General features: G+C 37.3%; 28 protein-coding genes. 20 read left to right on the top strand and 8 right to left on the bottom strand.

The features are described 5' to 3' along the window. Positions 1–38: 38 nt before the first annotated feature. The 7 genes from cmk (at position 39) to P256_RS02345 (ending at position 5969) form a co-directional block, all read left to right on the top strand. Positions 39–725 (top strand): (d)CMP kinase, encoded by a 687-nt coding sequence (gene cmk, locus P256_RS02375; RefSeq protein WP_023272085.1) that lies wholly within the window; start codon positions 39–41, stop codon positions 723–725. Positions 726–830: 105 nt separating this feature from the next. Continuing rightward, positions 831–2504: a 30S ribosomal protein S1 gene (gene rpsA / locus P256_RS02370; RefSeq protein WP_023272084.1), complete on the top strand. Its 1674-nt coding sequence runs from the start codon at positions 831–833 to the stop codon at positions 2502–2504. A gap of 156 nt (positions 2505–2660) precedes the next feature. Beyond that, positions 2661–2966: an integration host factor subunit beta gene (locus P256_RS02365; RefSeq protein ID WP_023272083.1), complete on the top strand. Its 306-nt coding sequence runs from the start codon at positions 2661–2663 to the stop codon at positions 2964–2966. A 28-nt stretch (positions 2967–2994) separates the two neighbouring features. After that, positions 2995–3357 (top strand): LapA family protein, encoded by a 363-nt coding sequence (locus P256_RS02360; protein ID WP_023272082.1) that lies wholly within the window; start codon positions 2995–2997, stop codon positions 3355–3357. Between the two features lie 34 nt (positions 3358–3391). Then, complete coding sequence (gene pyrF / locus P256_RS02355; RefSeq protein WP_023272081.1) at positions 3392–4075, top strand: orotidine-5'-phosphate decarboxylase; 684 nt, start codon at positions 3392–3394, stop codon at positions 4073–4075. Positions 4076–4145: 70 nt separating this feature from the next. Next, complete coding sequence (gene zapE, locus P256_RS02350; protein WP_023272080.1) at positions 4146–5237, top strand: cell division protein ZapE; 1092 nt, start codon at positions 4146–4148, stop codon at positions 5235–5237. Between the two features lie 72 nt (positions 5238–5309). After that, positions 5310–5969 carry an SOS response-associated peptidase family protein gene (locus P256_RS02345; protein ID WP_023272079.1) on the top strand — a complete coding sequence of 220 codons (660 nt, stop codon included), beginning with the start codon at positions 5310–5312 and terminating at the stop codon, positions 5967–5969. Here the strand turns inward: P256_RS02345 and P256_RS02340 are convergent. Further along, positions 5966–6376 (bottom strand): Lrp/AsnC family transcriptional regulator, encoded by a 411-nt coding sequence (locus P256_RS02340; RefSeq protein WP_023272078.1) that lies wholly within the window; start codon positions 6374–6376, stop codon positions 5966–5968. The two genes, P256_RS02345 and P256_RS02340, sit on opposite strands and share 4 nt — an antisense overlap. A 96-nt stretch (positions 6377–6472) precedes the next feature. On the opposite strand from P256_RS02340, the gene P256_RS02335 reads away from it, so the two are divergent. The 3 genes from P256_RS02335 (at position 6473) to P256_RS02325 (ending at position 9446) form a co-directional block, all read left to right on the top strand. After that, on the top strand, positions 6473–7021 hold the full coding sequence (locus P256_RS02335; protein ID WP_023272077.1) for a cysteine hydrolase family protein: 549 nt from the start codon (positions 6473–6475) through the stop codon (positions 7019–7021). A 272-nt stretch (positions 7022–7293) separates the two neighbouring features. After that, entirely contained in the window at positions 7294–8163 is an 870-nt protein-coding gene (locus P256_RS02330; protein WP_023272076.1) for an SDR family oxidoreductase, read from the top strand. Between the two features lie 32 nt (positions 8164–8195). Next, positions 8196–9446: an AGE family epimerase/isomerase gene (locus P256_RS02325; protein ID WP_023272075.1), complete on the top strand. Its 1251-nt coding sequence runs from the start codon at positions 8196–8198 to the stop codon at positions 9444–9446. On the opposite strand, the gene P256_RS02320 is transcribed toward P256_RS02325, so the two are convergent. Beyond that, positions 9439–10353, bottom strand: a complete 915-nt coding sequence (locus P256_RS02320; protein ID WP_023272074.1) for a LysR substrate-binding domain-containing protein — start codon at positions 10351–10353, stop codon at positions 9439–9441. The genes P256_RS02325 and P256_RS02320 overlap by 8 nt on opposite strands. Positions 10354–10421: 68 nt before the next feature. Further along, positions 10422–10847 carry an HD domain-containing protein gene (locus tag P256_RS02315; protein WP_023272073.1) on the bottom strand — a complete coding sequence of 142 codons (426 nt, stop codon included), beginning with the start codon at positions 10845–10847 and terminating at the stop codon, positions 10422–10424. 132 nt (positions 10848–10979) lie between these two features. On the opposite strand from P256_RS02315, the gene P256_RS02310 reads away from it, so the two are divergent. Next, positions 10980–11294, top strand: coding sequence for a hypothetical protein (locus P256_RS02310; RefSeq protein WP_023272072.1), 315 nt, complete (start codon positions 10980–10982; stop codon positions 11292–11294). 36 nt (positions 11295–11330) lie between these two features. Here P256_RS02310 and P256_RS02305 read toward each other — a convergent pair whose 3' ends face one another. After that, positions 11331–11762: an OsmC family protein gene (locus P256_RS02305; RefSeq protein ID WP_023272071.1), complete on the bottom strand. Its 432-nt coding sequence runs from the start codon at positions 11760–11762 to the stop codon at positions 11331–11333. Between the two features lie 216 nt (positions 11763–11978). Between P256_RS02305 and prmB the strand changes: the two genes are divergently transcribed. The 3 genes from prmB (at position 11979) to P256_RS02290 (ending at position 14482) form a co-directional block, all read left to right on the top strand. Next, a complete protein-coding gene (gene prmB / locus P256_RS02300) occupies positions 11979–12989 on the top strand; it encodes a 50S ribosomal protein L3 N(5)-glutamine methyltransferase (RefSeq protein ID WP_023272070.1) in 1011 nt (336 codons plus the stop codon). 12 nt (positions 12990–13001) lie between these two features. Next, entirely contained in the window at positions 13002–14087 is a 1086-nt protein-coding gene (gene aroC, locus P256_RS02295; protein WP_023272069.1) for a chorismate synthase, read from the top strand. Between the two features lie 155 nt (positions 14088–14242). After that, positions 14243–14482: a hypothetical protein gene (locus P256_RS02290; RefSeq protein WP_023272068.1), complete on the top strand. Its 240-nt coding sequence runs from the start codon at positions 14243–14245 to the stop codon at positions 14480–14482. 35 nt (positions 14483–14517) lie between these two features. Here P256_RS02290 and accC read toward each other — a convergent pair whose 3' ends face one another. The 4 genes from accC to P256_RS02265 all read right to left on the bottom strand — a co-directional run bounded on the left by accC (position 14518) and on the right by P256_RS02265 (position 18467). Next, positions 14518–15891, bottom strand: a complete 1374-nt coding sequence (gene accC / locus P256_RS02285; protein WP_023272067.1) for an acetyl-CoA carboxylase biotin carboxylase subunit — start codon at positions 15889–15891, stop codon at positions 14518–14520. 15 nt (positions 15892–15906) lie between these two features. Further along, on the bottom strand, positions 15907–16329 hold the full coding sequence (accB, locus tag P256_RS02280) for an acetyl-CoA carboxylase biotin carboxyl carrier protein (protein ID WP_023272066.1): 423 nt from the start codon (positions 16327–16329) through the stop codon (positions 15907–15909). A gap of 23 nt (positions 16330–16352) precedes the next feature. Next, entirely contained in the window at positions 16353–16802 is a 450-nt protein-coding gene (gene aroQ / locus P256_RS02275) for a type II 3-dehydroquinate dehydratase (protein ID WP_023272065.1), read from the bottom strand. A gap of 240 nt (positions 16803–17042) precedes the next feature. Beyond that, entirely contained in the window at positions 17043–18467 is a 1425-nt protein-coding gene (locus P256_RS02265) for a coniferyl aldehyde dehydrogenase (protein ID WP_023272064.1), read from the bottom strand. A 197-nt stretch (positions 18468–18664) separates the two neighbouring features. Here P256_RS02265 and P256_RS02260 point away from each other — a divergent pair, with 197 nt between their 5' ends. From P256_RS02260 to P256_RS02235, 6 genes are read left to right on the top strand one after another with little or no spacing between them, the layout of a single operon-like run. Then, positions 18665–19855, top strand: coding sequence for an SfnB family sulfur acquisition oxidoreductase (locus P256_RS02260; RefSeq protein WP_023272063.1), 1191 nt, complete (start codon positions 18665–18667; stop codon positions 19853–19855). Positions 19856–19863: 8 nt separating this feature from the next. Continuing rightward, the gene (locus P256_RS02255) at positions 19864–21075 is read left to right on the top strand and encodes an SfnB family sulfur acquisition oxidoreductase (RefSeq protein WP_023272062.1); all 1212 of its coding nucleotides are present in this window, start codon (positions 19864–19866) and stop codon (positions 21073–21075) included. Further along, positions 21075–22418 carry an LLM class flavin-dependent oxidoreductase gene (locus P256_RS02250; protein WP_023272061.1) on the top strand — a complete coding sequence of 448 codons (1344 nt, stop codon included), beginning with the start codon at positions 21075–21077 and terminating at the stop codon, positions 22416–22418. The genes P256_RS02255 and P256_RS02250 overlap by 1 nt, the downstream gene beginning before the upstream one ends. 12 nt (positions 22419–22430) lie before the next feature. Next, positions 22431–23249 carry a MetQ/NlpA family ABC transporter substrate-binding protein gene (locus tag P256_RS02245; protein WP_023272060.1) on the top strand — a complete coding sequence of 273 codons (819 nt, stop codon included), beginning with the start codon at positions 22431–22433 and terminating at the stop codon, positions 23247–23249. Between the two features lie 4 nt (positions 23250–23253). Next, on the top strand, positions 23254–24312 hold the full coding sequence (locus P256_RS02240; protein WP_040331742.1) for a methionine ABC transporter ATP-binding protein: 1059 nt from the start codon (positions 23254–23256) through the stop codon (positions 24310–24312). Continuing rightward, on the top strand, positions 24293–24952 hold the full coding sequence (locus tag P256_RS02235) for a methionine ABC transporter permease (protein WP_023272058.1): 660 nt from the start codon (positions 24293–24295) through the stop codon (positions 24950–24952). Before P256_RS02240 ends, P256_RS02235 begins: the two co-directional genes overlap by 20 nt. The last annotated feature ends 20 nt before the right edge of the window (positions 24953–24972 follow it).

Below are 24972 nucleotides of genomic sequence, written 5' to 3'. Positions count from 1 at the left end.
TTATCTAAAATAGCCTAAGTATTTCGGAAATAGAACTTATGACAACACATATTATTACCATTGATGGTCCAAGCGGATCTGGTAAAGGAACACTTGCTGCAAAAATAGCGGCTCATTATCAATATCACTTACTTGACTCTGGTGCATTATATCGTCTTTTGGGCTTAGCACTGGCGAAAGAAAATCGCTTAGATACTCTAACTGATGTTGAGAATTTAAAAGTTTGTATTGAGATTGCAGAGAGCTTAGATATTGGATTTACACCGACAGAACAAGGTGTACGTGTGGTCTTAAATGGTGAAGATGTAACAAAGTTGATTCGAACTGAACAAGTGGGTGAGTATGCATCTAAAGTTGCAGTTGTTCAGGAATTAAGACAGGCTCTATTAAGCCGTCAGTATGCTTTTGCACAAGCACCAGGTCTTGTTGCAGATGGTCGAGATATGGGAACAGTAGTATTTCCAAATGCGATTGCAAAGATATATTTAACAGCATCTGCCAAATCTCGAGCAACACGTCGATATAACCAGTTGCAGGGAATGGGCGTTGATGCTAAAATATCTGCCATTTTAGCCAACATAGAAGCTAGAGATAAGCGAGATACGGAGCGTGAAGTCGCGCCGTTGAAGCCAGCTTCAGATGCATATGTCATTGATAGTTCAGAATTAACTATTGATGAAGTGTTTCAAACCATGAAGCAATATATCGATAGCTTGTTAGCGTAACAGATTAGTTTATATACTGCTCGATCAGTAACTTAGTAGATAGTGTATAGACGTAACTAAACCGGCCTTGACTGATCCAAGACCGCTGACTTTATCAGGTATATCATGACCGAATCTTTTGCAGCCCTCTTTGAAGAAAGCGAATTAAACTTAAACGTTGAAAAGGGTGCAGTCATCCAAGGTGTTGTTGTAAACATCGATTCTGACTGGGTAACTGTTGACACTGGCCTTAAATCAGAAGGTATTGTTGACCGTGCAGAATTCTTAAATGACCAACGTGAGCTAGAAGTTCAAGTTGGTGATAATGTAGATGTTGTTGTTGAAGCACTTGACAACGGCATGGGTCAAACAGTTCTATCACGTGAGAAAGCGAAGCGTGCTGAAACTTGGACTAAACTTGAAAAAATCTTTGAAGATGGCGAAATCGTTACTGGTGTTATTTCTGGTAAAGTTAAAGGCGGTTTCACTGTTGACATCGGTCCTGTTCGCGCGTTCTTACCAGGTTCATTGGTAGATACTCGTCCAATCCGTGACACAACTCACCTTGAAGGTAAAGAGTTAGAGTTCAAAGTAATCAAACTTGATGCTAAACGTAACAACGTTGTTGTATCTCGTCGTGCAGTAATGGAAGCTGAATCTTCAGCTGACCGTGAAGCATTACTTGCTCAACTTGAAGAAGGTCAAACAGTTACAGGTACAATTAAAAACCTTACTGACTACGGCGCTTTCGTTGATCTTGGCGGTATTGATGGTCTTCTTCACATTACAGATATGGCTTGGAAACGTATCAAGCATCCTTCTGAAGTTGTTGAAGTTGGTCAAGAAGTTACAGTTAAAGTACTTAAGTTTGACCGCGAGCGTAACCGTGTATCACTAGGTCTTAAACAACTTGGTGAAGATCCATGGTTAGCAATCATGAGCCGTTACCCTAAAGGTTCAATTGTTAAAGCACGTGTAACTAACTTAACTGACTACGGTTGCTTCGCTGAAATTGCTGAAGGTGTAGAAGGTCTTGTACACGTTTCAGAAATGGATCACACAAACAAAAACATCCACCCATCTAAAGTTGTTCAGATTGGTGATGAAGTTGATGTTATGGTTCTTGAAGTTGACGAAGAACGTCGTCGTATTTCTCTTGGTATTAAACAAACTCGTGCTAACCCATGGGAAGAGTTTGCTAAGAACCATGACAAAGGTGAAAAAGTTTCTGGTACTATCAAGTCTATCACTGACTTCGGTATCTTCATCGGTCTACCAGGTGGTATCGATGGTCTAGTTCACTTGTCTGATATTTCTTGGAACGAGCAAGGAGAAGAAGCTATCCGTCGTTACAAGAAAGGCGACACTGTTGAAGCAGTTATTCTTTCTGTAGATGCTGAAGGCAACCGTATCAGCCTAGGTATTAAACAGTTAAATAGCGATCCATTCAACGACTTCCTAGCTACAAACGAACGTGGTGCGTTGGTTAAAGGTACAATCACTGCAGTTGATGCACGTGGCGCTACTGTTAAACTTGCTGATGAAGTTGAAGCTCAATTAAAAGCTTCTGAAATAAACCATGATCGCGTTGAAGATGCAACTAAACTTCTAGAAGTTGGTCAAGAAGTTGAAGCTAAAATTGTAAACGTTGACCGTAAGTCACGTACAATTAATCTTTCTGTTAAAGCGAAAGATGAAGCTGAACAACGTGAAGCTGTTGCTAACTTACGTCAAACTAATGCGTCTCAAGACAAAGGTCCTAAGACAATTGGTGACTTAATTAAAGCACAAATGAAGTAATTCAAAAAAGTTGATATTAGTGTAACTAATTGATACTTTATTGGTTAATTACTGTAAACGGTAGTGTAGTATAGGCTTACTGCGCTACCGTTTTGTATTTAAACAGGTTATTATAAACTTACAAATAAAAGTCGCTAGAAATCAATGAGGTCATAGATGACTATAGAAGCACTAAATAAATCTGATTTAATACAACGAATTGCTTTAAAAAATCCCCATCTTGCAGAACCTTTGGTGGAAGAAGCGGTTAGAATCATGATTGATCAAATGATTGATACATTATCTTCTGATAATCGTATAGAAATTCGTGGTTTTGGAAGTTTTGCATTACATCATCGCGACCCTCGTGTTGGACGTAACCCTAAAACAGGTAAATCTGTTGAAGTTGCTGCGAAGGCTGTACCACATTTTAAACCAGGAAAAGCCTTAAGAGATGCAGTAAACGACTCTCTAAATAACTAAAATTTAAAATAAGCATGGTGAGATTATGATGCGCTTTATACTAATTATTTTACTGATCGTCATATTTGCGTACTCTTTGGGGCTTGTTCTTATAAATAGTACACCTGTTACTGTGGATTTATGGTTTACCCATGATATTCCTGAAATGCGCTTAGGTTTACTTGTTTTAATTACGTTAGCACTAGGTGTTGCAATCGGCTTACTGCTTGGTGTTCAAGTATTCCGAGTTTTTCAGAATCGTTGGGAAATTAAACGTTTGCATAAAGAAATTGAACGTTTAAGAAAAGAGCAGATTGAGATTGCAAAAACTGCAGCAGCAGATGCAGTTGCTCAAACTCGACACGAAAAAACTGTATTAGATATTAACTCAAACAATCAAAGCCCATTATAATGGGCTTTGTTATTATTTAGTTAGGGCTAAACCTTTGAGTATTATTGTTGCCTTAGATGCAAAAAGTGAAAAAGATGCTTTAACGTTGGCAGATCAGCTTGACCCTCAACTTTGCCGATTGAAAGTTGGTAAGGAGTTGTTTACGAATGAAGGGCCGAAAGTTGTTAAAGCACTTCATCAACGTGGTTTTGATGTTTTCTTAGATTTAAAGTTTCATGATATTCCAAATACAACAGCACAAGCTGTTTGTGCAGCTGCTGATTTGGGTGTATGGATGGTTAATGTTCATGCATCAGGCGGTCGAAAAATGATGGAAACATGTGTTGAGCGTTTGAAAAAGGGTAATTACCAAACACAGCTTATTGCTGTGACTGTACTTACTTCTATGGAACAAGAAGATTTAAGAGAAATAGGTTTAGATGTTAATCCTATGGATCATGTAAGACGTTTGGCACGACTTACTAAAGACTCAGGTTTAGATGGTGTGGTTTGTTCCGCACAAGAAGCAACTTTTTTGCATGAAGAGCTTGGTTCAGATTTTTCATTGGTTACACCAGGGATTCGTCCTGTAGGTGCAAATATAGATGATCAAAAAAGAATTGTTACGCCGAAGCAAGCCATTGAAAATGGTGCAACACATTTAGTAATTGGACGTCCGATTACTCAATCAGAAAATCCAAGGCAGACTTTAGTAAATATACTAGACTCTATTGCTTAAGGTGTATTGTTAAGCCCACTTTCATGTGGGCTTTTTAAACAATTGATTGTTTAACTTAAAGAATTAACTTATGAAACAATTATCCCCAATGGCTCGTTATGAGGATGCAATTGCATCAGGGCAATTTATTGCAGATGAAGCACAACAAAATGCAGTAAAAGCACTTGATACCGTATGGCATCAACTAATAGAGCAAGAAAATACATCTAAAGGTTTTTTTTCTTTCTTTAAGAAAAAAAGTTATCCAATGGGTGTATATATGTGGGGTGGTGTAGGAAGAGGAAAAACATGGCTAATGGATCAGTTTTTTGATGCATTGCCATTAGAAAAAAAATTAAGACTACATTTTCATCATTTTATGCAGTATGTTCATAAAGAGCTTCATAAGCATACGGGAAAGCAAAACCCTTTAGATATTGTTGCGGATCAAATTCATCATGATGCAGTGGTAATTTGCTTTGATGAGTTTTTTGTATCTAATGTACCTGATGCAATGATCCTTAGTGATTTATTTCAAAAGCTTTTTCAACGCGGATTAACACTCATTGCAACATCGAATATTGCTCCTGATGGGCTATATAAAGATGGATTACACAGAGATAGATTCTTACCAACGATTGATATGGTGAAAAGTAATTGTCATATTCTAAATGTAGATGCTGGCGTAGATTATAGACTGAGAATACTTAAACAAGCGCAACTATTTAAAACTCCACTAAATGAAGAATCTCGACTTTGGATTCAAGAAAGATTTGATGCACTGACACAGTCACAAAAAAAATTAAATGAAAGTATAGAAATAAACCATCGCCAAGTGAAAACACTTGGGTTAAGTGATGATGTATTGTGGTGTCACTTTTCTGAATTATGTTTACAGCCTAGAAGTCCATCCGATTTTATTGAAATTGCCAATAAATACCAAACCATTTTATTGAGCGATGTACCTCATTTAACCGATCAACTGAATGATGCGACAAGGAGGTTTATTTACTTGGTTGACGAGTTTTATGATCGAGGTGTTAAGCTATTATTGACTTCGGAAGATTCAATTATTGATTTATATCATGGGGAAAAGCTTGCATTTGAAATTGAGAGAACACGCTCTAGATTATTAGAAATGCAGTCCGATGATTATTTAAATGCTGTACATAAAGCAGGCTAGAATAAGGTATCTAGAGTTTTTTACAATCAATTTTAATGTTATGATTGGTTTATTAGATTTTGGTATTTTTTAATGTGCGCTAATTTTAAGCCAATTACACGCTTACAGGTAGAACAACTTGGGTTACCACAAATCACGTTTTCATACGCTGATGAAGTATATCCAATGGGTGAGTTGCCATTTTTATTCCATTCAGGTAGTGGCTTTGAGTGGAGAGAAGTACTATTTGGTTTAGTCCCTAAATGGGCAACAGACGAACAAATTTCTAAGAAGACATATAATGCTCGTCAAGAAACTTTATTGCAAAAACCAAGTTTTCAACAGGCTTTGCAACGCTATAAGTTTGGCGTTATTCCCGTTACTGAATTTTATGAAAGTAAATATATAGATGGTAAACCTCAGAGATGGGGAGTAAGACGTAAAGATGGGCAAGCTTTTTTTATTGCAGCACTTTATGAAATATGTCAAATAAATGAAAAGATTATACGATCTAGCACAATGCTCACTATGGATGCTATAGATCACCCTATGATGAAAGATTTTCATGAGCCGGGAAATATAAAGCGATCAGTCATCGTTATTCCACACCATCGTATTTTAGAATGGCTCACATTAAAGACTGTGAATATTTCAAGCTTTATAGAAGGATTTCCCGTAAATGAGTTTGAGTGCTTACATGTGCCGAAAGCAAAATTAGTGAAAGAAACACCCCAATTAAATATGTTTGGTTAGAATTTTTTCGTTACTACAGATTCAACGGTATAGCTTGCAACATCTGAAATATCTTCTAAAAATGCATTGAGTTCTGCATGTATAAAGTGACTCATAATGATATAACATGCATGGCCAGAAGTTTTATAAAATGATTGAATTTTCGGATTTGAATATATTTTTTCTTCTAATTCTTTTGATAATGGTGCTTTTAGAAAAATCCTAATAAACTGTTGTTCAGAAGCGTGAATTTGTATTGTATATTTTTCAATAATACCAATATCTATTAAACGCTGTACTCTAGCACCTACAGCTTGTCCAGTCCGATGTACCTGTTCGCTGAGTTCTTTATGTGTTAATCGCGAGTCTTGCGATAATAAACTTAATATCTGCAAATCAATCTCATCGATATTTTCATCTTTTTTCATAATGAAAGCTTTTATATATGATTACTTTCAGCATGTTATATCACAGTTACATACTATTTTTTATGATGGATATAAGAACTTATGTAGGAAAAACTGATGAAAAAAGCACTTATAGTGATTGATGTTCAAAATGATTACTTTGAAGGTGGAAAATACCCTTTACATAAACCACAAGAAGCATTGCATCAAATTAATAGACTAGAAGCTTATTTTAAAAAGATACAACAACCAATTATATATGTTCAGCATATTAATCTTATGAAAGGTGCTTCTTTTTTTGAAGTAAATACAAGCGGTGTAGAATTACATCACGATTTAAATATAGGTAGTAAAGCAATTATTATTGAAAAACAATATCCAAATAGCTTTTTTAAAACTAACTTGCTTGAAATATTAAAAAATCATGCGATAGAAGCATTGGTAATTACAGGTATGATGACACATATGTGTATTGACTCGACAACAAGAGCAGCCAAAGAGCATGGTTTCAATAACTTACTTATTCATGATGCAACAGCAACAAGAGACTTAGTGAGTGCTGATGGTAAAAAAGTTTTAGCAACCGATGTGCAAACTGCTTATTTATGGGCGTTAATGAATTTTTCTCAGATTCTATCTACGAATGAGTTTTTAGAAAATGAATAAGTATCTTTTTAAAAGCAAGAAGAGTACTTAGTTGAGATCTTTATTCTATAAATATTATATTTAATATAATCTAAATAATATATCGCACAAAAAAGCCATTTTTGACTCTTTTTGTGCGATAAAAGTTAAGTTTATCTAAATAATGTTAGATGTCTTTAAACATAAAAATGATAAAAATTACAACTCAGTAAAATTATAAAACATATTCCAAGCAATTAGATTCACACTATTCGACTATTATTTACTCATAAAAAAATAATGGAAGATTAAAAATGAATAAGTTTGATATACATGCACAACAACAAGAATTGCCGGGTAGCGATGAACAGTTAAAGCCTCATGCAGAATTTATTCATGAAAGCTATTTGGGAAGTCATAAGCTACAGGGAAAAGTTGCACTCATTACAGGAGGTGATAGCGGTATTGGTCGCTCAGTTGCCTTACATTTTGCAAAAGAAGGCGCAACTGTTGCCATTACATGTTTGGACACAGAGGTAGAGCTGAAAGATGCTGAATGGGTAAAAGCATGGATTGAAGGAACAGGGGGGAATTGCAAAATTTACCCCGTTGATTTACGAAGTAGTGAGGCATGTAAAAAACTTATACAAGATGTGCTATTTGATTTTAAAAAAATAAATATTTTGGTGAATAATGCAGGTACACAGTTTCCGAATGAAGACTTAGCAACACTTTCTGATGAGCAGTGGCTTGATACTTTTGCAATTAATATTCATGCTATATTTTATTTAACAAAAGCTGTTTTACCGCAACTTTCTTCTGGCGATACGATTATTAATACAGCATCGGTGAATGCATATGTTGGGCCCAAAGCACTCGTCGATTATTCAGCCACAAAAGGTGCAATCATTTCATTTACGCGTGCACTGTCAAACCAAGTTGTAAATAGAGGTATTCGGGTAAATGCTGTTGCACCTGGCCCCGTTTGGACACCATTACAACCAGCAACATGGGGACAAGTCGATCCTCAAAGTATGGAAAAATTCGGTTCTGACACACCAATTGAACGCTGTGGACAGCCAAGTGAATTAGGGCCTGCATATGTGTTTTTAGCAAGCCAAGATGCTTCTTTTATTTCGGGGCAAACGATTCATCCAAATGGCGGTATGATGGTAGGTGGTTAACTGTAAGACTATAAAAATAAAAGGAAGAAATTATGAAATTACTGACGAAAGTAAGGCATAGCTGGTTAAATCAAACGGCGCATATTGATTGGTTAAAAACACAGACATTGAATTTACTTGATTTTTATCAGGATGCACAGTGTCAATATGGTGGATTTATTGATTTAGATCGTTATGGCTTACCTTTGCACCAACGGCCTAATACGCTAAATACTGCACGATTTACTTACTGTTATTCACTTGCCGCAATTCGAGGCTATGCAGGAAGTGTAGAGCTTGCAGAATGGGGAATTAAAAGTCTAAATGAACATTTATTTGACCATAAACATGGTGGATGGCTTTCCTCTTTAGTTGATGATAGTCCTAATGACCGTAAAAAATCATATTTACATGCATTTGTTTTGTTGGCTGCAAATAGTGCAAAACAAGCAAATATTGCAGGTGCAGATGCACTCTTTGATAAAGCAGTAAATATATTTAATGAACACTTTTGGTCAGAAACTGAAAATTGTGTTCTAGAAAGCTATGCACCAGATTGGTCTGATTTAGAAAAATATCGTGGTGCAAACTGTAATATGCACTCTTTAGAAATGTTCATGCAACTTGCAATTACAACACAAGACTCGAGCTGGCTTAAAAAGTCACTTGCGATTGTAGAGCGAATTATTCATGAACATGCAAAGAATCATGATTATAGCGTGGTTGAACATTTCGATGAAAAATGGAAGCCTGATTATGAGTTTAATAAAAATAAACTTATTGATGACTTTAGACCATATGGTGTGACACCCGGGCATGGTTTTGAATGGTGTCATTTACTGATTAATTTAGAACAAGAACTTCAAGTAATGGGGCTTGATGTACCTCAATGGTTGCTTGAAGATGCTCAAGGGCTGTTTGATACCGCATGGAAAAATGGATGGCAAGAGAAGCCACATCGTGGAATCATTTATACCTATGATTGGAAAAATGAACCCGTGGTAAGAGAGCGTTTACATTGGGTACATGCCGAGGCAGCAGTTGCTTCAGCAACACTTATGAAAAGGCTCAATGATGAAAAATATGAAGTCTATTATCGAAAAATTATTGGCTATATTCATCATACATTGGTTGACGAAAAGCATGGAAGTTGGTTTCAAGATCTAGATAAGCGTAATAATATTTCTAATTTAATTTGGAATGGTAAACCTGACTTATATCATGCATTTCTGATGACGCTTAAGTTGCCAATGTTATTAGATCAAGTATTACTACAGCAACTTAAGCCTGTAAAAATTAAATAGACTTAATATTTTCTTCGCTTAGATTTTCAACCAGGTAATCTATAAATACACGAACTGCAGGAAGCATGCCTCTACGTGAGGCATACACTGCATGTAAAATACCATGAGGAACTTTCCAGTCACACAGTAGTCGTACGAGCTCACCACTTTTAACAAAATCTTGAGTAATCGAGTTTGGTAATAAAGAAATTCCACTTCCTTGTCTGGTGAGCTCTCGTAGCATGAGGAGATCAGAAGCCATAATTATTGGATTTATTTTAATTTTAACGGGAATTTGTTGATCATTATAAAGCACCATATGTTGGTCTGTATGTTCATCTGACATACTTAAGACTCTATGTTGGCTTAACTCTTCGGGGGTTTTGACATTCCCAAATTCATTTAAGTATGCTTGGCTAGCAAATAAATGCAGCTCTTCTCTTGCAAATTGTCGAACAATTAAATTTGGATCATCGTCAATTTTGGCACGGACACGTAGCGCAACATCAATATTTTCATTAATAATATCTACACGACGGTTACTTACAGTCATTTGTAAACGAATTTCAGGATATTGCTTGAGAAACTGAGGTAAAATTTTAGAAAATGCATTTTGTGCAATAGAAACGGGCACACTTACACGCACAACCCCTCTGGGTTTAACACTTAGGTGGTCTACCATATCATGTGCTGCTTGCGCTGCATTCAGCATTGTTTGAGCATGATGGTAGACATTTAAACCAATTTCAGTCACTGCAAACTGTCGTGAGCTTCTTTGAATAAGACGAACGCCAAGATTTTCTTCAAGGTTATAAACACGGCGACTGAGCTTCGATTTTGGAATATCAGTGGCGCGCTCTGCGGCACTAAAGCCACCGTGTTCGACGACCAAAGCAAAACAATAAAAGTCGTCTAAATCGCTTAACATAGGTTAGGCCTTTTTTAATATTTTGAGAATATAAGAACGATAAATGTTCTTAGTATTAAATACAATACTTAGGCACCTGCGAGTAATATTTCCTGTACTTCCTGATACTCTTGTAAACGCTTTTTATCTCGAACTGTCGGGTTTTTTATACGAGTTAAGTCCATATTATCGGCAATGTCTGCCAATTTAACTTCACGCGCAATGGAATTTTTTACCGCTCGAAAAGCAGCCTCTATACGACTTTCATTGTTCTTTTTAGTGAGGGCAATGACAGCATCGATAATATGGGGCGCAAAACCGATAGAGATAAGATCGACCACAGTGGTATCTGTATCCTCAAGTACATCGTGTAAGACGGCAACAATTCTTTGGTCATCATTTTTCATTTTCAACATAATACGAAGAGGATGAAGAATGTATGCTTGTCCTGCTTTGTCTGTTTGCCCTGCATGTTTCTTTGTTGCCAAAGCAATGGCTTTTTCTAGGTTGGCCATTGGGTATCCTTTTAAACGAATTTGATCAACATGGTTTAATGTCTAAAATCTATACCTCATGCATCAAAATTGCAATGCAGTCTGTATAGAAATATTTTACAATATTTTACAGAGCATTTAATTGGATAAGAAATGAGCTTTAAATTGAAGGAATTAGACAACGCGACAGAAAATGTGCTTTGTCCTATATGTAAGCATAAGGCTTTGAACTGGTCAGAAGAGCAGTATATTCAGCCTTGTGAGCATACAGCATTTATAGCGCTAGATTTAGGCTTTGAATATGTTGCTGATTTTTTTGAAGATGAAATGCAATTTAGTGTAGATGAGATTCATGATCAATCACTTAATGTATTTGATGCAATAACAACCGCACATTGTAATTTAACAATTTATAAAATGCCTTTAGGGGTAGCAAATTACAACCGTTATGTTGGCTTTGTGATGTAGCGAACGAATGCTCGCTACAGCTACACATGCGAATGATTAAACCAGTTTTGCATCTAATAAGATTTCTGCATTAAACAGTCTTGAAACAGGACAACCTTCTTTGGTTGCAGTTGCGATTTTTTGGAAGGTTCCATCATCAAGGTCTTTCACTTTAACATGACTTGTTAGGTGTACTTGACGAATAAAAAAGCCTTTTTCATCTTTAGATAAAGTCACAGCAGCTTCTGTATCAATTGCATCTGCTGTAAAACCTGCTTCTCCAAGCTGTAATGAAAGCGCCATCGAGAAACATGCTGAATGTGCAGCACCAATAATTTCTTCAGGATTCGTTCCTACTTTATCTTCAAAGCGCGTATTGAATCCATAAGGTTGTTGAGAGAGTGCACCACTTTCAGTAGATATTGTACCTTTACCTTCTTTGATTGATCCTTCCCAATGTGCAGAACCTTTTTTAATAATATCAACCATTTTTATTGTCCTTAGTTGTTTGTGTTTAGGTGAAAATATAATCTACCATTTCGAGTGACTTGGCGTGTGAAAAGCCAGTTTTGTTTTTGTTTTAATTTGTTTATCTTAATCTATAGGCTTTAATCTTATTTTATTGATGATTTAGGCATTATCAATAATGTGAAAACAGGCTAAAATGAAAGATATAGCCTTAATAATGATTACTTGGAGTAATGCGTGGAGCGATTGACAATTCTTCCTGAAAACTTAACAGAAGCTGCTGAAAATTTAACAACAATTCGAGATTTTATCCGTTTTGGTGTCACAGCTTTACGTCAATACGATGCGCACTTAGGTCAAGGTACAGAAGATTTTTTTGCTGAAAGCTCTGCTTTAGTGTTACAAACACTGGCACTAGATTGGGAAGCAAATAACGAAATTTTAGATGCAAAACTTTTACCGAGTGAAAAAGCACAGTTTTTAGAGTTACTTGCACGCCGTATTAATGAGCGCACACCAACATCGTATTTGCTTAATTTGGCTTATTTCTGTAATAAACCATTTTATGTAGATGAAAGAGTACTTATTCCTCGTTCACCTATTGCAGAGTTAATTAATCAGCGTTTTGCACCATATTGCTTAGATGAAACAGGTAATATGCGTGAAGCGTTAAATGCATTACCGACATTAGACACGCCCAAAAAACCACAGCGTATTTTAGATATGTGTACAGGTTCGGGTTGTATCGCAATTGCTTTAGCATATGCATATCCTGAAGCTGATGTTGATGCAACGGATATCTCAAGAGATGCGCTTGAAGTTGCGGCATTAAACGTTGAACATCACAATATGCAATATCAAGTTGCATTATTAGAGTCGGATTTGTTCAGTAAAATTCCTGCTGAAAACCAGTATGATTTAATTGTGACAAACCCACCTTATGTTGATGCCGAAGATATGGCAGATTTACCTGAAGAGTTTTTACATGAGCCTGAGCTAGCACTTGCGGCTGGACAAGATGGTTTAGACTTGGTACGTAAGATGCTAGCAGAAGCAGCAGACTATCTTACAGAAGATGGACTAATTGTTATTGAGGTTGGTAACTCTGAGTGGGCAATGCGCCAAAACTTTAACACGGTTGACTTTCATTGGTTGACTTTCCAAAAAGGTGGTTCAGGTATTTTTGCATTGACTGCTGAACAATGTCGCCGTTATAAACAAGTTTTTCAGGATGCTCTAGCAGTTTAAAGGAAAGTAATAATGGCTGGAAACTCAATAGGACAGTTGTTTCGTGTAACGACCTGTGGTGAGTCGCATGGTTTAGGTTTAATGGCAATAGTCGATGGCGTACCTCCCGGAATTGCTTTATCTGAAGCTGATTTGCAAAAAGACTTAGATCGCCGTAAACCGGGAACTTCGAAATTTGCAACACAGCGTAAAGAACCTGATCAGGTGAAAATTATTTCAGGTGTTTTTGAAGGTAAGACGACAGGCACATCTATTGGCTTGCTTATTGAAAATACTGACCAAAAATCAAAAGATTATGGCAATATAGCGCAAACGTTTAGACCGGGTCATGCAGATTATACCTACACACAAAAGTATGGTTTTAGAGACTACCGTGGCGGTGGGCGTTCAAGTGCACGTGAAACTGCAATGCGTGTTGCTGCGGGTGCTATTGCTAAGAAGTATTTAGCTGAAAAGTTTAATATCGTTATTCGAGGTCATGTTACTCAAATAGGAAATGAGCTTGCTCATCAGTTAGATTGGTCTGAAGTTGAAAATAATCCATTCTTCTGTGGTGATGTTGACGCTGTTCCAAGATTTGAAAAATTGGTGACATCTTTACGTGAACAGGGTACAAGTTGTGGTGCTAAACTTGAGGTGATTGCTGAGAATGTACCTGTTGGTTGGGGTGAGCCTGTTTTTGATCGTTTAGATGCAGACTTAGCACATGCACTAATGAGTATTAATGCTGTAAAAGGTGTTGAAATAGGTGATGGCTTTGCAGTTGCAGGACAGTTTGGTCATGAAAGTCGCGATGAACTAACATCAAATGGTTTCTTAGCAAATCATGCAGGTGGAATACTTGGAGGTATTTCTTCTGGGCAGGTGATTCGTGCAGCAATTGCTTTAAAACCAACGGCGAGTATTACCACGGAAGGTAAAACAATTAATTTACAAAGAGAAGATACAGACGTTTTAACAAAAGGGCGTCATGATCCTTGTGTTGGTGTCCGTGCGACTCCTATTGCTGAGGCAATGATGGCAATTGTTTTGATGGATCATTTTTTACGTCATCGTGCACAAAATGCAGATGTGATTGCACCATTTGAACCGATCTAAAATATAACATTTCAATAAAAGCCTCTTTTGAGGCTTTTATTTTGTATAAAATTTAATTGTCTTAATATTAAGCAAATAAGAGAAAATAATGTTTTCTTTGGTAGGGAAAGCTGTTAAATATAAAAATAAAGTGCCCTAAAAACACGGAGTCATCAATGAAAACGATTGTGAAGTATATTGTGCTCAAGAGTAAGGAGTATCAACTAGGCAGTCCACTACCTGAAGTTGAGCTGAATGAGTCAGCAGATTATTTTGATCAAATACCAGATATTATCGAACATCAGAATCATAAGTTTAAAGTGCTTTCTAAAGAATTGAGTCGCAAAAAAACTTTAGATGATGATATTGAGGAAGTTCAACAAATTGTTATAAAGATGGTTGCTTTTGTTGCATAAAAAAAGAAGTGGTAAACCACTTCTTTTTTCACTTTTTAGTCAGACTTTTTATCTGATGCTGGTGCTTCTAATTGCTTCAAGAGGTGTTTTTCAAGATAGTGAATATCCATAGCATCTTCACAAAAAGCTTCATCTTTTAAGATCAAATCTTTATGAAGTGGGATATTTGTTTTCACACCTGTCAAAATCATTTCATCAAGAGCTTGGCGCATACGAGCAATTGAGGTTGCACGATCTTTACCATGTGAAATGAGTTTTGCAATCATTGAATCATAATATGGTGGAATGCTGTATCCTGGATAGATATGAGAGTCTAAACGAATGCCAGCACCGCCTGGTGCATAGAATGTTTCAATTTTACCTGGAGAAGGCATAAATGTTGTTGGGTCTTCGGCATTGATACGACATTCGATCGCATGGCCTTTAACTTCAACATCATCTTGTTGGATGCTTAAACCAAGTCCTGCAGCAACACGTAACTGTTGTTCGATAATATCTACACCAGTGACCATTTCTGTTACAGGATGCTCAACTTGAACACGTGTATTCATTTCAATGAAGAAGAATTCTCCATCTTCAAATAAGAATTCAAATGTTCCCGCACCACGGTATTGCATGAGTTCACAAGCATTCACACAAGATTTTAAAATGTCTGCACGTGCTTGTTCTGGAAGACCAGGCGCAGGCGCTTCTTCTAAAACTTTTTGGTGACGGCGTTGTAATGAACAATCACGGTCATATAAGTGAATTGCTTGACCATTACCATCTGCAAGTACTTGTACTTCTACATGGCGCGGTTTTTGTAGGAAACGTTCCATATACACGGTATCGTCACCAAACCACATTTCAGCATCACGCTGTGCAGCTTGTACAGACTCTAACAGTGTGTCTATACGTTCTACAATACGCATACCACGGCCACCACCACCAGAAGCTGCTTTTACAATAAGCGGGAAGCCAATTTTTGCAGCTTCTTCTTTTGCATTTGCAGGCGTAACGGCATGTTGTGAACCTGGTACAGTAGGTACGCCAGCTTTACGCATGGCAGTAATTGCTGAAACTTTGTTACCCATCAGGCGAATATGTTCAGGGCGAGGGCCGATGAAAATATATCCTGAGCTTTCCACCATTTCTGCAAATTCTGCATTTTCAGATAAAAAGCCATAACCTGGGTGAATGGCATCAGCACCTGTAACTTCAGCTGCTGTAAGTAGTGCAGGAATGTTTAAGTAACTTTCACTCGTTGCACCTGGGCCAATACAAACCGCTTCATCGACGAAGCGTAAATGCATGAGATCTTTATCTGCATTGGAATAAACACCAACAGTTTTTATTCCAAGCGTTTTACAAGCACGTGTGATGCGTAACGCAATTTCACCACGGTTTGCAATTAATACTTTTTGCAACATTATGACACTCCGTGCTTATGCGCGGTAACGGAATAATGGTTGACCGAATTCAATAACTTCGCCATTTTTCACAAGGATTTCTTCAATGACACCGCTTTGAGTTGCCTCAATTGGGTTCATAATCTTCATTGCTTCGATGATACCTAAAGTTTCACCTGCTGAAATGGTTTGACCAACTTGTACAAAAGGTGCTTCACCAGGGCTTGCTGCTGAATAGAACACACCAACCATTGGCGCAGCTTCTACGCTACCACGTGGTGTTTTTGCAACAGGCGCAGCTGCTACGCTTGCAGGTGCAGCAGGCATAGAAGCAACAGCAACAGGTTCAGGGTTACGACGAGTCAATGCAATCGATTGATCGCCTTCTTTAACTTCAATACCTTGAAGGTCAGATTCGATCATTAAATCAATAAGTTTCTTGATTTTACGAATATCCATAGTATTAATATTCCTTATGAAAATTAATGAGAAGATTGAAGAGTACGAAGAGCATAATTAAGTGCAGCTTGATAGCCATAAGCACCGAGTCCACAGATCACACCTTGTGCTTTATCGCTAAGATAAGAGTGGTGTCTAAATGTTTCGCGGGCATGGACATTTGACAAGTGAACTTCAATAAATGGAATATTGACACCAAGCAATGCATCACGTATAGCTATAGAAGTATGTGTAAATGCTGCTGGATTGATAATAATAAATTGAATGTTTTCTGCGTGTGCTTGGTGAATACGGTTGATGATTTCACCTTCGATATTGCTTTGAAATACCTCTAAAGCACAGTCATTTTCTTTTGCATGTTCTACCAAGTTTTGATTAATGTCATTGAGTGTTTGATGACCGTATACTTCGGGTTCTCGTTTTCCTAACAAATTTAAGTTCGGTCCATGAATAACCAAAATATTAAAAGTCATGTAACTTGCTCCGATGAAAAGACATTAAGTTTTTGCAAGATATCTGCAAAGTTACTCTATTATGAGGGCAAAACCTACAATTTATATGAAATTTTATAAAAAATTGTAAAATTGCACAGTCAAAAAGTGCGTATATCTTGTAAATTTTTGCTTCAATTGACAATGTTAAAAAGTGCCATTTTTTGCAGATTATTTGATGTTTTTGAACAAGTATCGATAAAAAATGACTTTTTATGGGCTTTACTTTATAAACATTTTTAATAAAGTTTTTTGTAGCCATTTTCCATAAGGTGGATAAACCAGTTTCATGAAGCTTAATTTGGGTCTGGCAAATACAGCTTTAGCATGACTAAAGGTTTTAAAGCCTTCATAGCCATGATAATTCCCCATACCAGAAAGTCCTACACCACCAAAAGGTAGATCTTCTTGTCCAACATGTATGATGGTTTCATTGATGCAGACACCACCACTGTGCGTGTTTAAAAGGACTTTTTGTTGCTCTTCAGCTTTATATCCGAAGTAATATAAAGCAAGTGGTCTTGGGCGTTCATTGATATATTGAATGGCTTCATCTAAGGTTTCATAGGTAATAATAGGAAGAATAGGGCCAAATATTTCTTCTTGGCATACTTTAAGTGAAGCACTTGTATGTGTAATGACACAATGCGGTAATTTTCGGCCATCTTCTTCATTGGATAGATAGTGTACTTTTGCGCCATATTGCTTAGCTTCTTGTAAATAAGATTGAAGACGAGAAAACTGTGCATCATTAATAATGGCGGTGTAATCATTATTGTCTTTTATGCTTGGGTAGAAGCCTCTAAGCGCCGTAAAATAGGACTGAATAAAGTCATCTTGTCGTGCTTCGGGTATAAGCACGTAGTCGGGTGCAACACAAGTTTGTCCTGAATTTACACTTTTTCCAAAAGCAATACGCTGTGCACTTTCAAAAAGATCTGCATCTTGTCCAATAAGTGCGGGTGATTTCCCCCCAAGTTCAAGTGTTACAGGTGTTAAATTCTCAGCGGCAGCACGTATGACGTGTTTGCCTACATTGGTCGAACCTGTAAAGAGTAAATGATTAAATGGAAGGGTGGAAAATTGCTTTGCAATATCAGCATTGCCTAACGTAATAGAAATGATGTCTGATGGAAAATTATCTTGAATAAGTTTTTGAAAAAATGCAGAAAAATTAGGCGTAAATTCACTCATTTTTAGCATGACACGGTTGCCTGCTGCAATGGCTTGGCAGAGCGGGCCAATTGCAAGGAACAAAGGGTAGTTCCAAGGAACCATAATGCCAACGACACCGAGTGGCTGTGCAATGACATAAGCTTTAGCAGGTTGAAAGATGACAGAGATATCACGATAGTCGGGTTGCATCCATTTTTTGAGATGCTTTAAACAGTATTTAATTCCTGAAAGACTTGGAACAATTTCTACAAGCCGTGTTTCATCATGACTGCGGTTTGAAAAGTCCTTACAAATAGCATCGGCTATTTTTTCCTGATTATTTAGAATAAGTGTATAAAGCTGAGTTAGTCGCTGTTTACGTATATCATACGTAGGATATGTTTCGCTTTGGTAAGCAACTTGCTGTTGTTTAAACACAGTATTTAAAGCATCTGCTTGTAAATTATTATTCGTATGATCAGGTGTCGGCACTCTAGTCTCTTATCATCATAAAGCAATCATTTATTTTAGCGTATAAAAATAATGATGTATTGTTTGTTCTGTTTTAATTTGCGTTCATTTATCAAATAAATAGATTCCTGCATATTTTCTGATAAGGATTCCCATATTTTTTATTTCTAAATTTCTGCTAAAAGCCATACCTTATTTTTAAAATATAGGTGATTGCTATGAGCCATTCTCAAAAAATAATTGATAATGATATTGATGCAATAAATGCTGCATACCACGTTGCAGATTTTGCATTAGAAGAACGAAATTTACGTGATCAACAGCGACTTTTACCAACAGATGTCATTCAGCATTTGGTAAAAAAAGGACTCACTGCGATTCGGATTCCTAAGAAATATGGCGGTGCAGAAGTTTCTCACCAGACGTTAACGCAAGTGATCCGTATCTTAGCCAAGGCGGATGCCAATATTGGTCAGATACCACAGAACCAATTTGGTATTTTAAATGCAATTTTACTGATCGGTAATGAAAAACAAAAAACCTTTGTATTTAATGAAATTTTAGCAGGTAAATTTTTAGCCAATGGCGGCCCTGAAAAGAATACGAAGGACAGTCAAACTATTGCAACGACTTTAACAATAGCTGATGGGCAGTATGTTTTAAACGGCGATAAATTTTACTCTACAGGAAGTGCATTTGCAGACTGGCTTGCGATTAAAGCACAGCACCCCGATGGATATGTTGTACTTGTGCTTGTAGATCGTAAAACCAAAGGCATTGAAGTTGTAAATGATTGGGATGCTTTTGGACAACGTACAACATCAAGTGGGACAGTGAAGTTAAAGGATGTAGTAATAGATCCGTTTTTAATTTTTGATGAACGAAAATTAGCAGATACAACGCATTTTAGGGGTGCATATTCTCAGATTATACAAGTTGCGATTGACGTTGGGATTGCTGAAGCAGCTTTTCAGGATTTACTCACACATGTGAAAAAAGCAAGACCTATTGCAGATGCGAATGTCGATGAGGCCTCTCTAGAACTTTACTTAATTCAAGAGGTCGGAAAGTTAGATGTGCTTTTGCAAGCAAGTATATTGCTTTTAGATGAAGCTGCGAATGTATTAGATCGTTTAGAACAAAAAAAAGAAATTATAGATACTCAGGTTGCTGAGGCTTCTATTGCTGTTGCTGAGGCAAAGATTTATGCCCACCGTGCTGCACTTACTATTTCTGAAAAGTTAATTGAGCTCAGTGGTAGTCGTTCTTCATTGGCTAAGTACAATTTAGATCAGCATTGGCGCAATGCAAGAGTACATACCTTGCATGATCCTGTTCGGTGGAAATACTACGCACTAGGTAATTATTATTTAAATCATCAATTTCCTAAACAACATGCTTGGATATAGGTGAGTATATGACATCTTATCATACTGGTTTTTTAAATACTCAGCCCGCACATGTAATTGAATCTGATGAAGAAGCATTAGAGGTTGCGACAAAACTGTCTCAGCAATTTCAAATTGAAGCCTCTCATCGAGATAAGACAAGAACACTTCCTTTTGCAGAGATTAATGCATTTAGCCAGTCAGGATTATGGGCAATCACTGTGCCTAAACAATATGGTGGTGCAGAGGTTTCAAGTTGGACCGTCGCACAAGTTATTGCGCTTTTTAGTGGTTCAGATGGGTCGATTGGTCAAATTCCACAAAATCATTTTTATGCGCTTGAAGTATTACGTACGACAGGAACAGAAGTACAGAAACAGAAACTTTATAAAGAAGTGTTAGATGGACGGCGTTTTGGTAATGCTCTTGCAGAATTTAAGTCGAAAAACGCGAGCCAAAAGAACACTTATATAACGCCGTATCAACAAGGTTATCTTATTCAAGGTGAGAAATTTTATTGCACAGGCAGTATTTATGCACATCGCATACCAACCTTAGTGAAAGATGACAATGGGCTTGAGTATCTTGCATTTGTGCCGAGAGATTCAGAAGGTCTAAGTGTAGTTGATGATTGGAGTGGTTTTGGTCAGCGTTTAACGGGGAGTGGTACGGTAAAATTCGATCATGTGTATGTTGATGCAGAAGATATCATTCCATTTAGTCCCGTATTTTCTGAACCAAGTCTTGTTGGCCCATATGCACAACTCATGCATGCGTCTATTGAAGTTGGGATTGCAAGGGCATCCTTCGAAGAAACATTGCTACAAGTTAGACATGCGCGTCCGTGGATAGATGCAAATATTGATGTTGCAACGCAAGATCCATTGACTTTGTATGAATTGGGACAAGTTGCTGTAGATGTGAAAGCAAGTGAATTACTTCTTAAAAAGGCAGCCAATTTTATAGATTTTATTAAACCTAAAGTAAGTAAAGAAAATATTGCTGAAGCCTCTATTCATGTCGCACGAGTACGTGCCCACAGTACAGAAACAGCACTTCAAGCATCCTCTAAACTGATTGAGTTGGCAGGCAGTCGTGGCAGTCAAAGTAAAACGGGGTTAGACCGACATTGGCGTAATGTAAGAGTGCATACGTTACATGACCCTGTACGTTGGAAGTACTATTTTATTGGTAATTACCGATTAAACCATATCCTTCCACCACGTCGAGGGACATTGTAATGGTGAAGAAGATCTTATTGAATGCCTTTGATATGAATTGTGTTGGGCATATCAATCATGGTTTATGGACACACCCACGTGATGAGTCGGCAAAATTTAATGAACTGAGTTATTGGACCAACTTAGCAAAGACTTTGGAAGGTGGGTTATTTGATGGCGTGTTTTTAGCAGATATTACAGGTGTCTATGATGTCTATAAAAATAATTTAGACGTGACATTGAAAGAGTCGGTGCAATTACCAAGTCATGACCCAATCACGTTGGTTTCTGCAATGGCCGCTATAACAACACATTTAGGTTTTGGTGTGACAGTCAATTTAAGCTATGAGCATCCATATCTTTTGGCACGCCGTTTTGCAAGTTTAGACCATTTAACCCAAGGGCGTATGGGATGGAATATTGTGACGGGATATTTAGATAGTGCGGAAAGGCTGTTTGGTCGTCAACAATTGGCAGAGCATGACCAGCGCTATGACAAAGCGGAAGACTTTCTAACACTTTGCTATAAATACTGGGAGCATTCTTGGGAGCAGGATGCTGTTCTGAAAGATAAGCAAACACGTACTTTTACAGATCCGAAGAAAGTACATGAAATTCACCATCAAAGTCCTTTTTTTGAAAGCCATGGCGTGTTTCAGGTTTCTCCATCACCGCAGCGGACGCCGTTATTATTTCAAGCAGGGGCTTCCGAGCGAGGTGTTGCGTTTGCCACTAAACATGCAGAATGTATTTTTATAGGTGGCGGAAGTATTGCTGAAGTAAAAAAGAATGTGCAGCGTATTCGAGATACAGCCATTCAAAATGGACGTAATCCCCAAGATATTAAAATATTTGTCGGTATTACCGTGGTAACTGCAGAAAATGATACTCAAGCAGTGCACAAGTTAAAAGAATATCAGCAATATGCGAGTCCTGAAGCAGGGCTTGCACATTATTCAAGCTCTGTAGGAAAAGATCTCTCGGTTTATAAGGAGCATGAGCGTATTCCTTATGAAAAGAGTAATAGTATTACATCTGTCAATGAAAAGTTTAAGCAGCAAGATATTACGCCGTATTCTTTAAAACAACAGCATCTTTTAGGTGGTCGTTATCCTCTATTTGTCGGTGGTGGTGAAACAATAGCGGCGCAGTTGATACATTTTCTTGATGAAACAGGAATTGATGGTTTTAATTTAACAAAAACAGTGACACCTGAGTCATATGAAGATTTTATTCGATGGGTCATTCCTGAATGGCAAAAAAGAGATCGTTATAAAACAGCCTATACAGTGGGTACTTTACGACACAAAATTTTTCAGCAAGGTCCATTCTTAAAACCGCAACATCCTGCAAAATCATTATAAAAGTTGGTACTCATGACAAATAAAAAAATATTCATTTCTTTAGGTATCTTTGTTGTTTTAGTCGCAGGATTATTTATTTGGAATAAACAACGGCATGCCCAGTCAGACGAGTTGGTCATTGGTATTACACCTGCATTTACACCTATTTTACAAGTTGCAGTTGCTCAAGCAGAAAAGCAAGGTATACATGTGAAATTGGTGGAATTTTCCGATTGGAAAATGCCAAATATTGCTTTAAATAATGGCGATATTGATGCCAACTTCTTTCAGCATCAGCCATTTTTAAATAATGCTATAAAAGAAGGTGGTTACTATTTAAAAATCTTTGCTGTGGGAGCGGCCGCGCGAGTAGGGTTGTATTCTAAGAAGTATCAATCTCTTGAAGCATTACCACAAAAAGCACGTGTTGCAATTCCCAATGACCCTGTGAATGAGGGGCGTGCGTTACTACTACTCCAAGAAGCAAAATTAATTCAGTTGAAAGACCCCAATAATCACTTTGCGACTTTACAAGATATTGCAAGTAACCCGAAAAACTTACAATTTATAGAAATGGAAGGACCACAAACGGCAAGAGCAGTAGATGATGTCGATCTTGCTTTTACTTATCCTCAATATTTGAAACTTGCGAAGACGATTGACCCACAAAAAGCGCTTTATTTAAATAAAGATGAAGATAAACGCTATGCCATCGTATTTGCAGTCAAAGAAAATTATCAAGATGAACACGACAAACTAAGAAGATTTGTAGAGATTTATCAGCATTCACCTGAAGTGAAAGCTGTACTCGATGAGCAGCTTGGCAATGCATTATGGTATCCGGGGTGGTAATGATATGAATGCACATATAAATCAAAATGCCGTGTTAGATATCAATATTCAAGGGCTGAATAAATATTATGATGGCAGCACAAAGATTCATGCTTTAAAAGACATTCATTTGCAGGTTAAAAAGGGTGTAATTTGCGGGGTGATTGGAAAAAGTGGTGCAGGCAAGTCATCACTCCTACGTACATTAAATGGTTTAGAGTCGATTAACGATGGTTATGCCAATGTACTTGGTGAAAATATTTCAAATCTTAACCATAACGCACTGATTCAATTAAGACAGCGCATAGGTATGATTTTTCAACACTTTAATTTGATGTCAACCAAGACGGTTTGGGAAAATATTGCTTTACCATTGATTGTTGCAGGAGTAAAAGCAAAAGAGATCCAGTCACGTGTGAATAATAGTTTAGCGCTGGTTGGGCTCGAAAATAAGAAAGACAATTATCCATCTCAGTTGTCAGGTGGTCAAAAACAACGTGTAGGTATTGCAAGAGCCCTCATTCATAACCCTGAAATTTTATTATGTGATGAGGCAACCTCTGCTTTAGATCCTGAAAGCACCGAGATGATTTTAAAGCTGTTGAAACAGGTCAATAAAAATCTTGGCATCACAATTATTTTGATTACCCATGAGATGCAAGTAATTCGAGACATTTGTGATCAGGTTGTTGTGATTAATCAGGGTGAAATTGTAGAAAGTGGTCAAGTGTGGCAAGTATTTTCTGCACCTCAAAATTTGATGACCAAAGGGCTTTTATATCCTGAGTCTCATCAGTTCTCTTTTCCAATAGAGAGTGAGCGTGCTATTGCGCACCAATATAAAGTCCTCAATATTCGTTATGCGCATACGGTTGAACGGTTATTTAATTTACAAGAGATATTACAGGCTGTCTCATCGGTTGCTGTGATTTATAGTCGAGTCGATCAAATTCAAGCACATTGTGTTGGTGAGTTGAGTATTGTGTGTAAGATAAACACAGAAATTCCTTATGCACTTCAACAAACATTGGCATTAGATGTATTAAAAATAGAGGAATTGGGCTATGTCAGATCCATTGTTTGATCTTTTATTTACAGGAACATTAGATACATTGGTGATGGTTGGTGTGTCAGCCGCTTTTGCATTTTGTCTGGGTTTACCCTTGGCATTAATTTTAGTATGTACAGATAAGTATGGAATTTATCCTTCATATCAAATAAATAAGTGTGTTGGTGCGGTGGTGAATATTACACGTGCCGTCCCCTTTCTTATTTTAATGGTAGCTTTAATACCACTTACACGATGGATTGTAGGGACTAGCTATGGGCTTTGGGCTGCAGTTGTACCATTGGCGCTTGCAGCAACGCCATTTTTTGCGCGTATTGCCGAAGTAAGCTTGCGTGAGGTCGATTTTGGGTTGATTGAAGCTGCACAAGCCATGGGGTGTAATCGTAAGCAAATCATATGGCATGTACTGTTGCCTGAAGCACTATCTGGTATTGTTTCAGGGTTTACCGTCACTTTAGTGACGATGATTAATTCATCAGCTGTTGCAGGTGCAATTGGTGCAGGTGGTTTAGGGGATGTTGCGTATCGCTATGGGTACCAACGTTTTGATGTTCAGATTATGTTCGCCGTGATCATCTTGCTTGTGATCTTGGTGGTTGCAGTACAATATATTGGTGATCAGATTTCTCTACAATTGGATAAAAGAAAAGCCTAGTTATACAAACTAGGCTTTTT

This window comes from Acinetobacter nectaris CIP 110549, assembly GCF_000488215.1.
In the GTDB taxonomy this organism is placed as follows: Bacteria; Pseudomonadota; Gammaproteobacteria; order Pseudomonadales; family Moraxellaceae; genus Acinetobacter; species Acinetobacter nectaris.
Note: the sequence above shows the minus strand (reverse complement) of the source record. Positions and strands in the feature narration are given on the sequence as shown.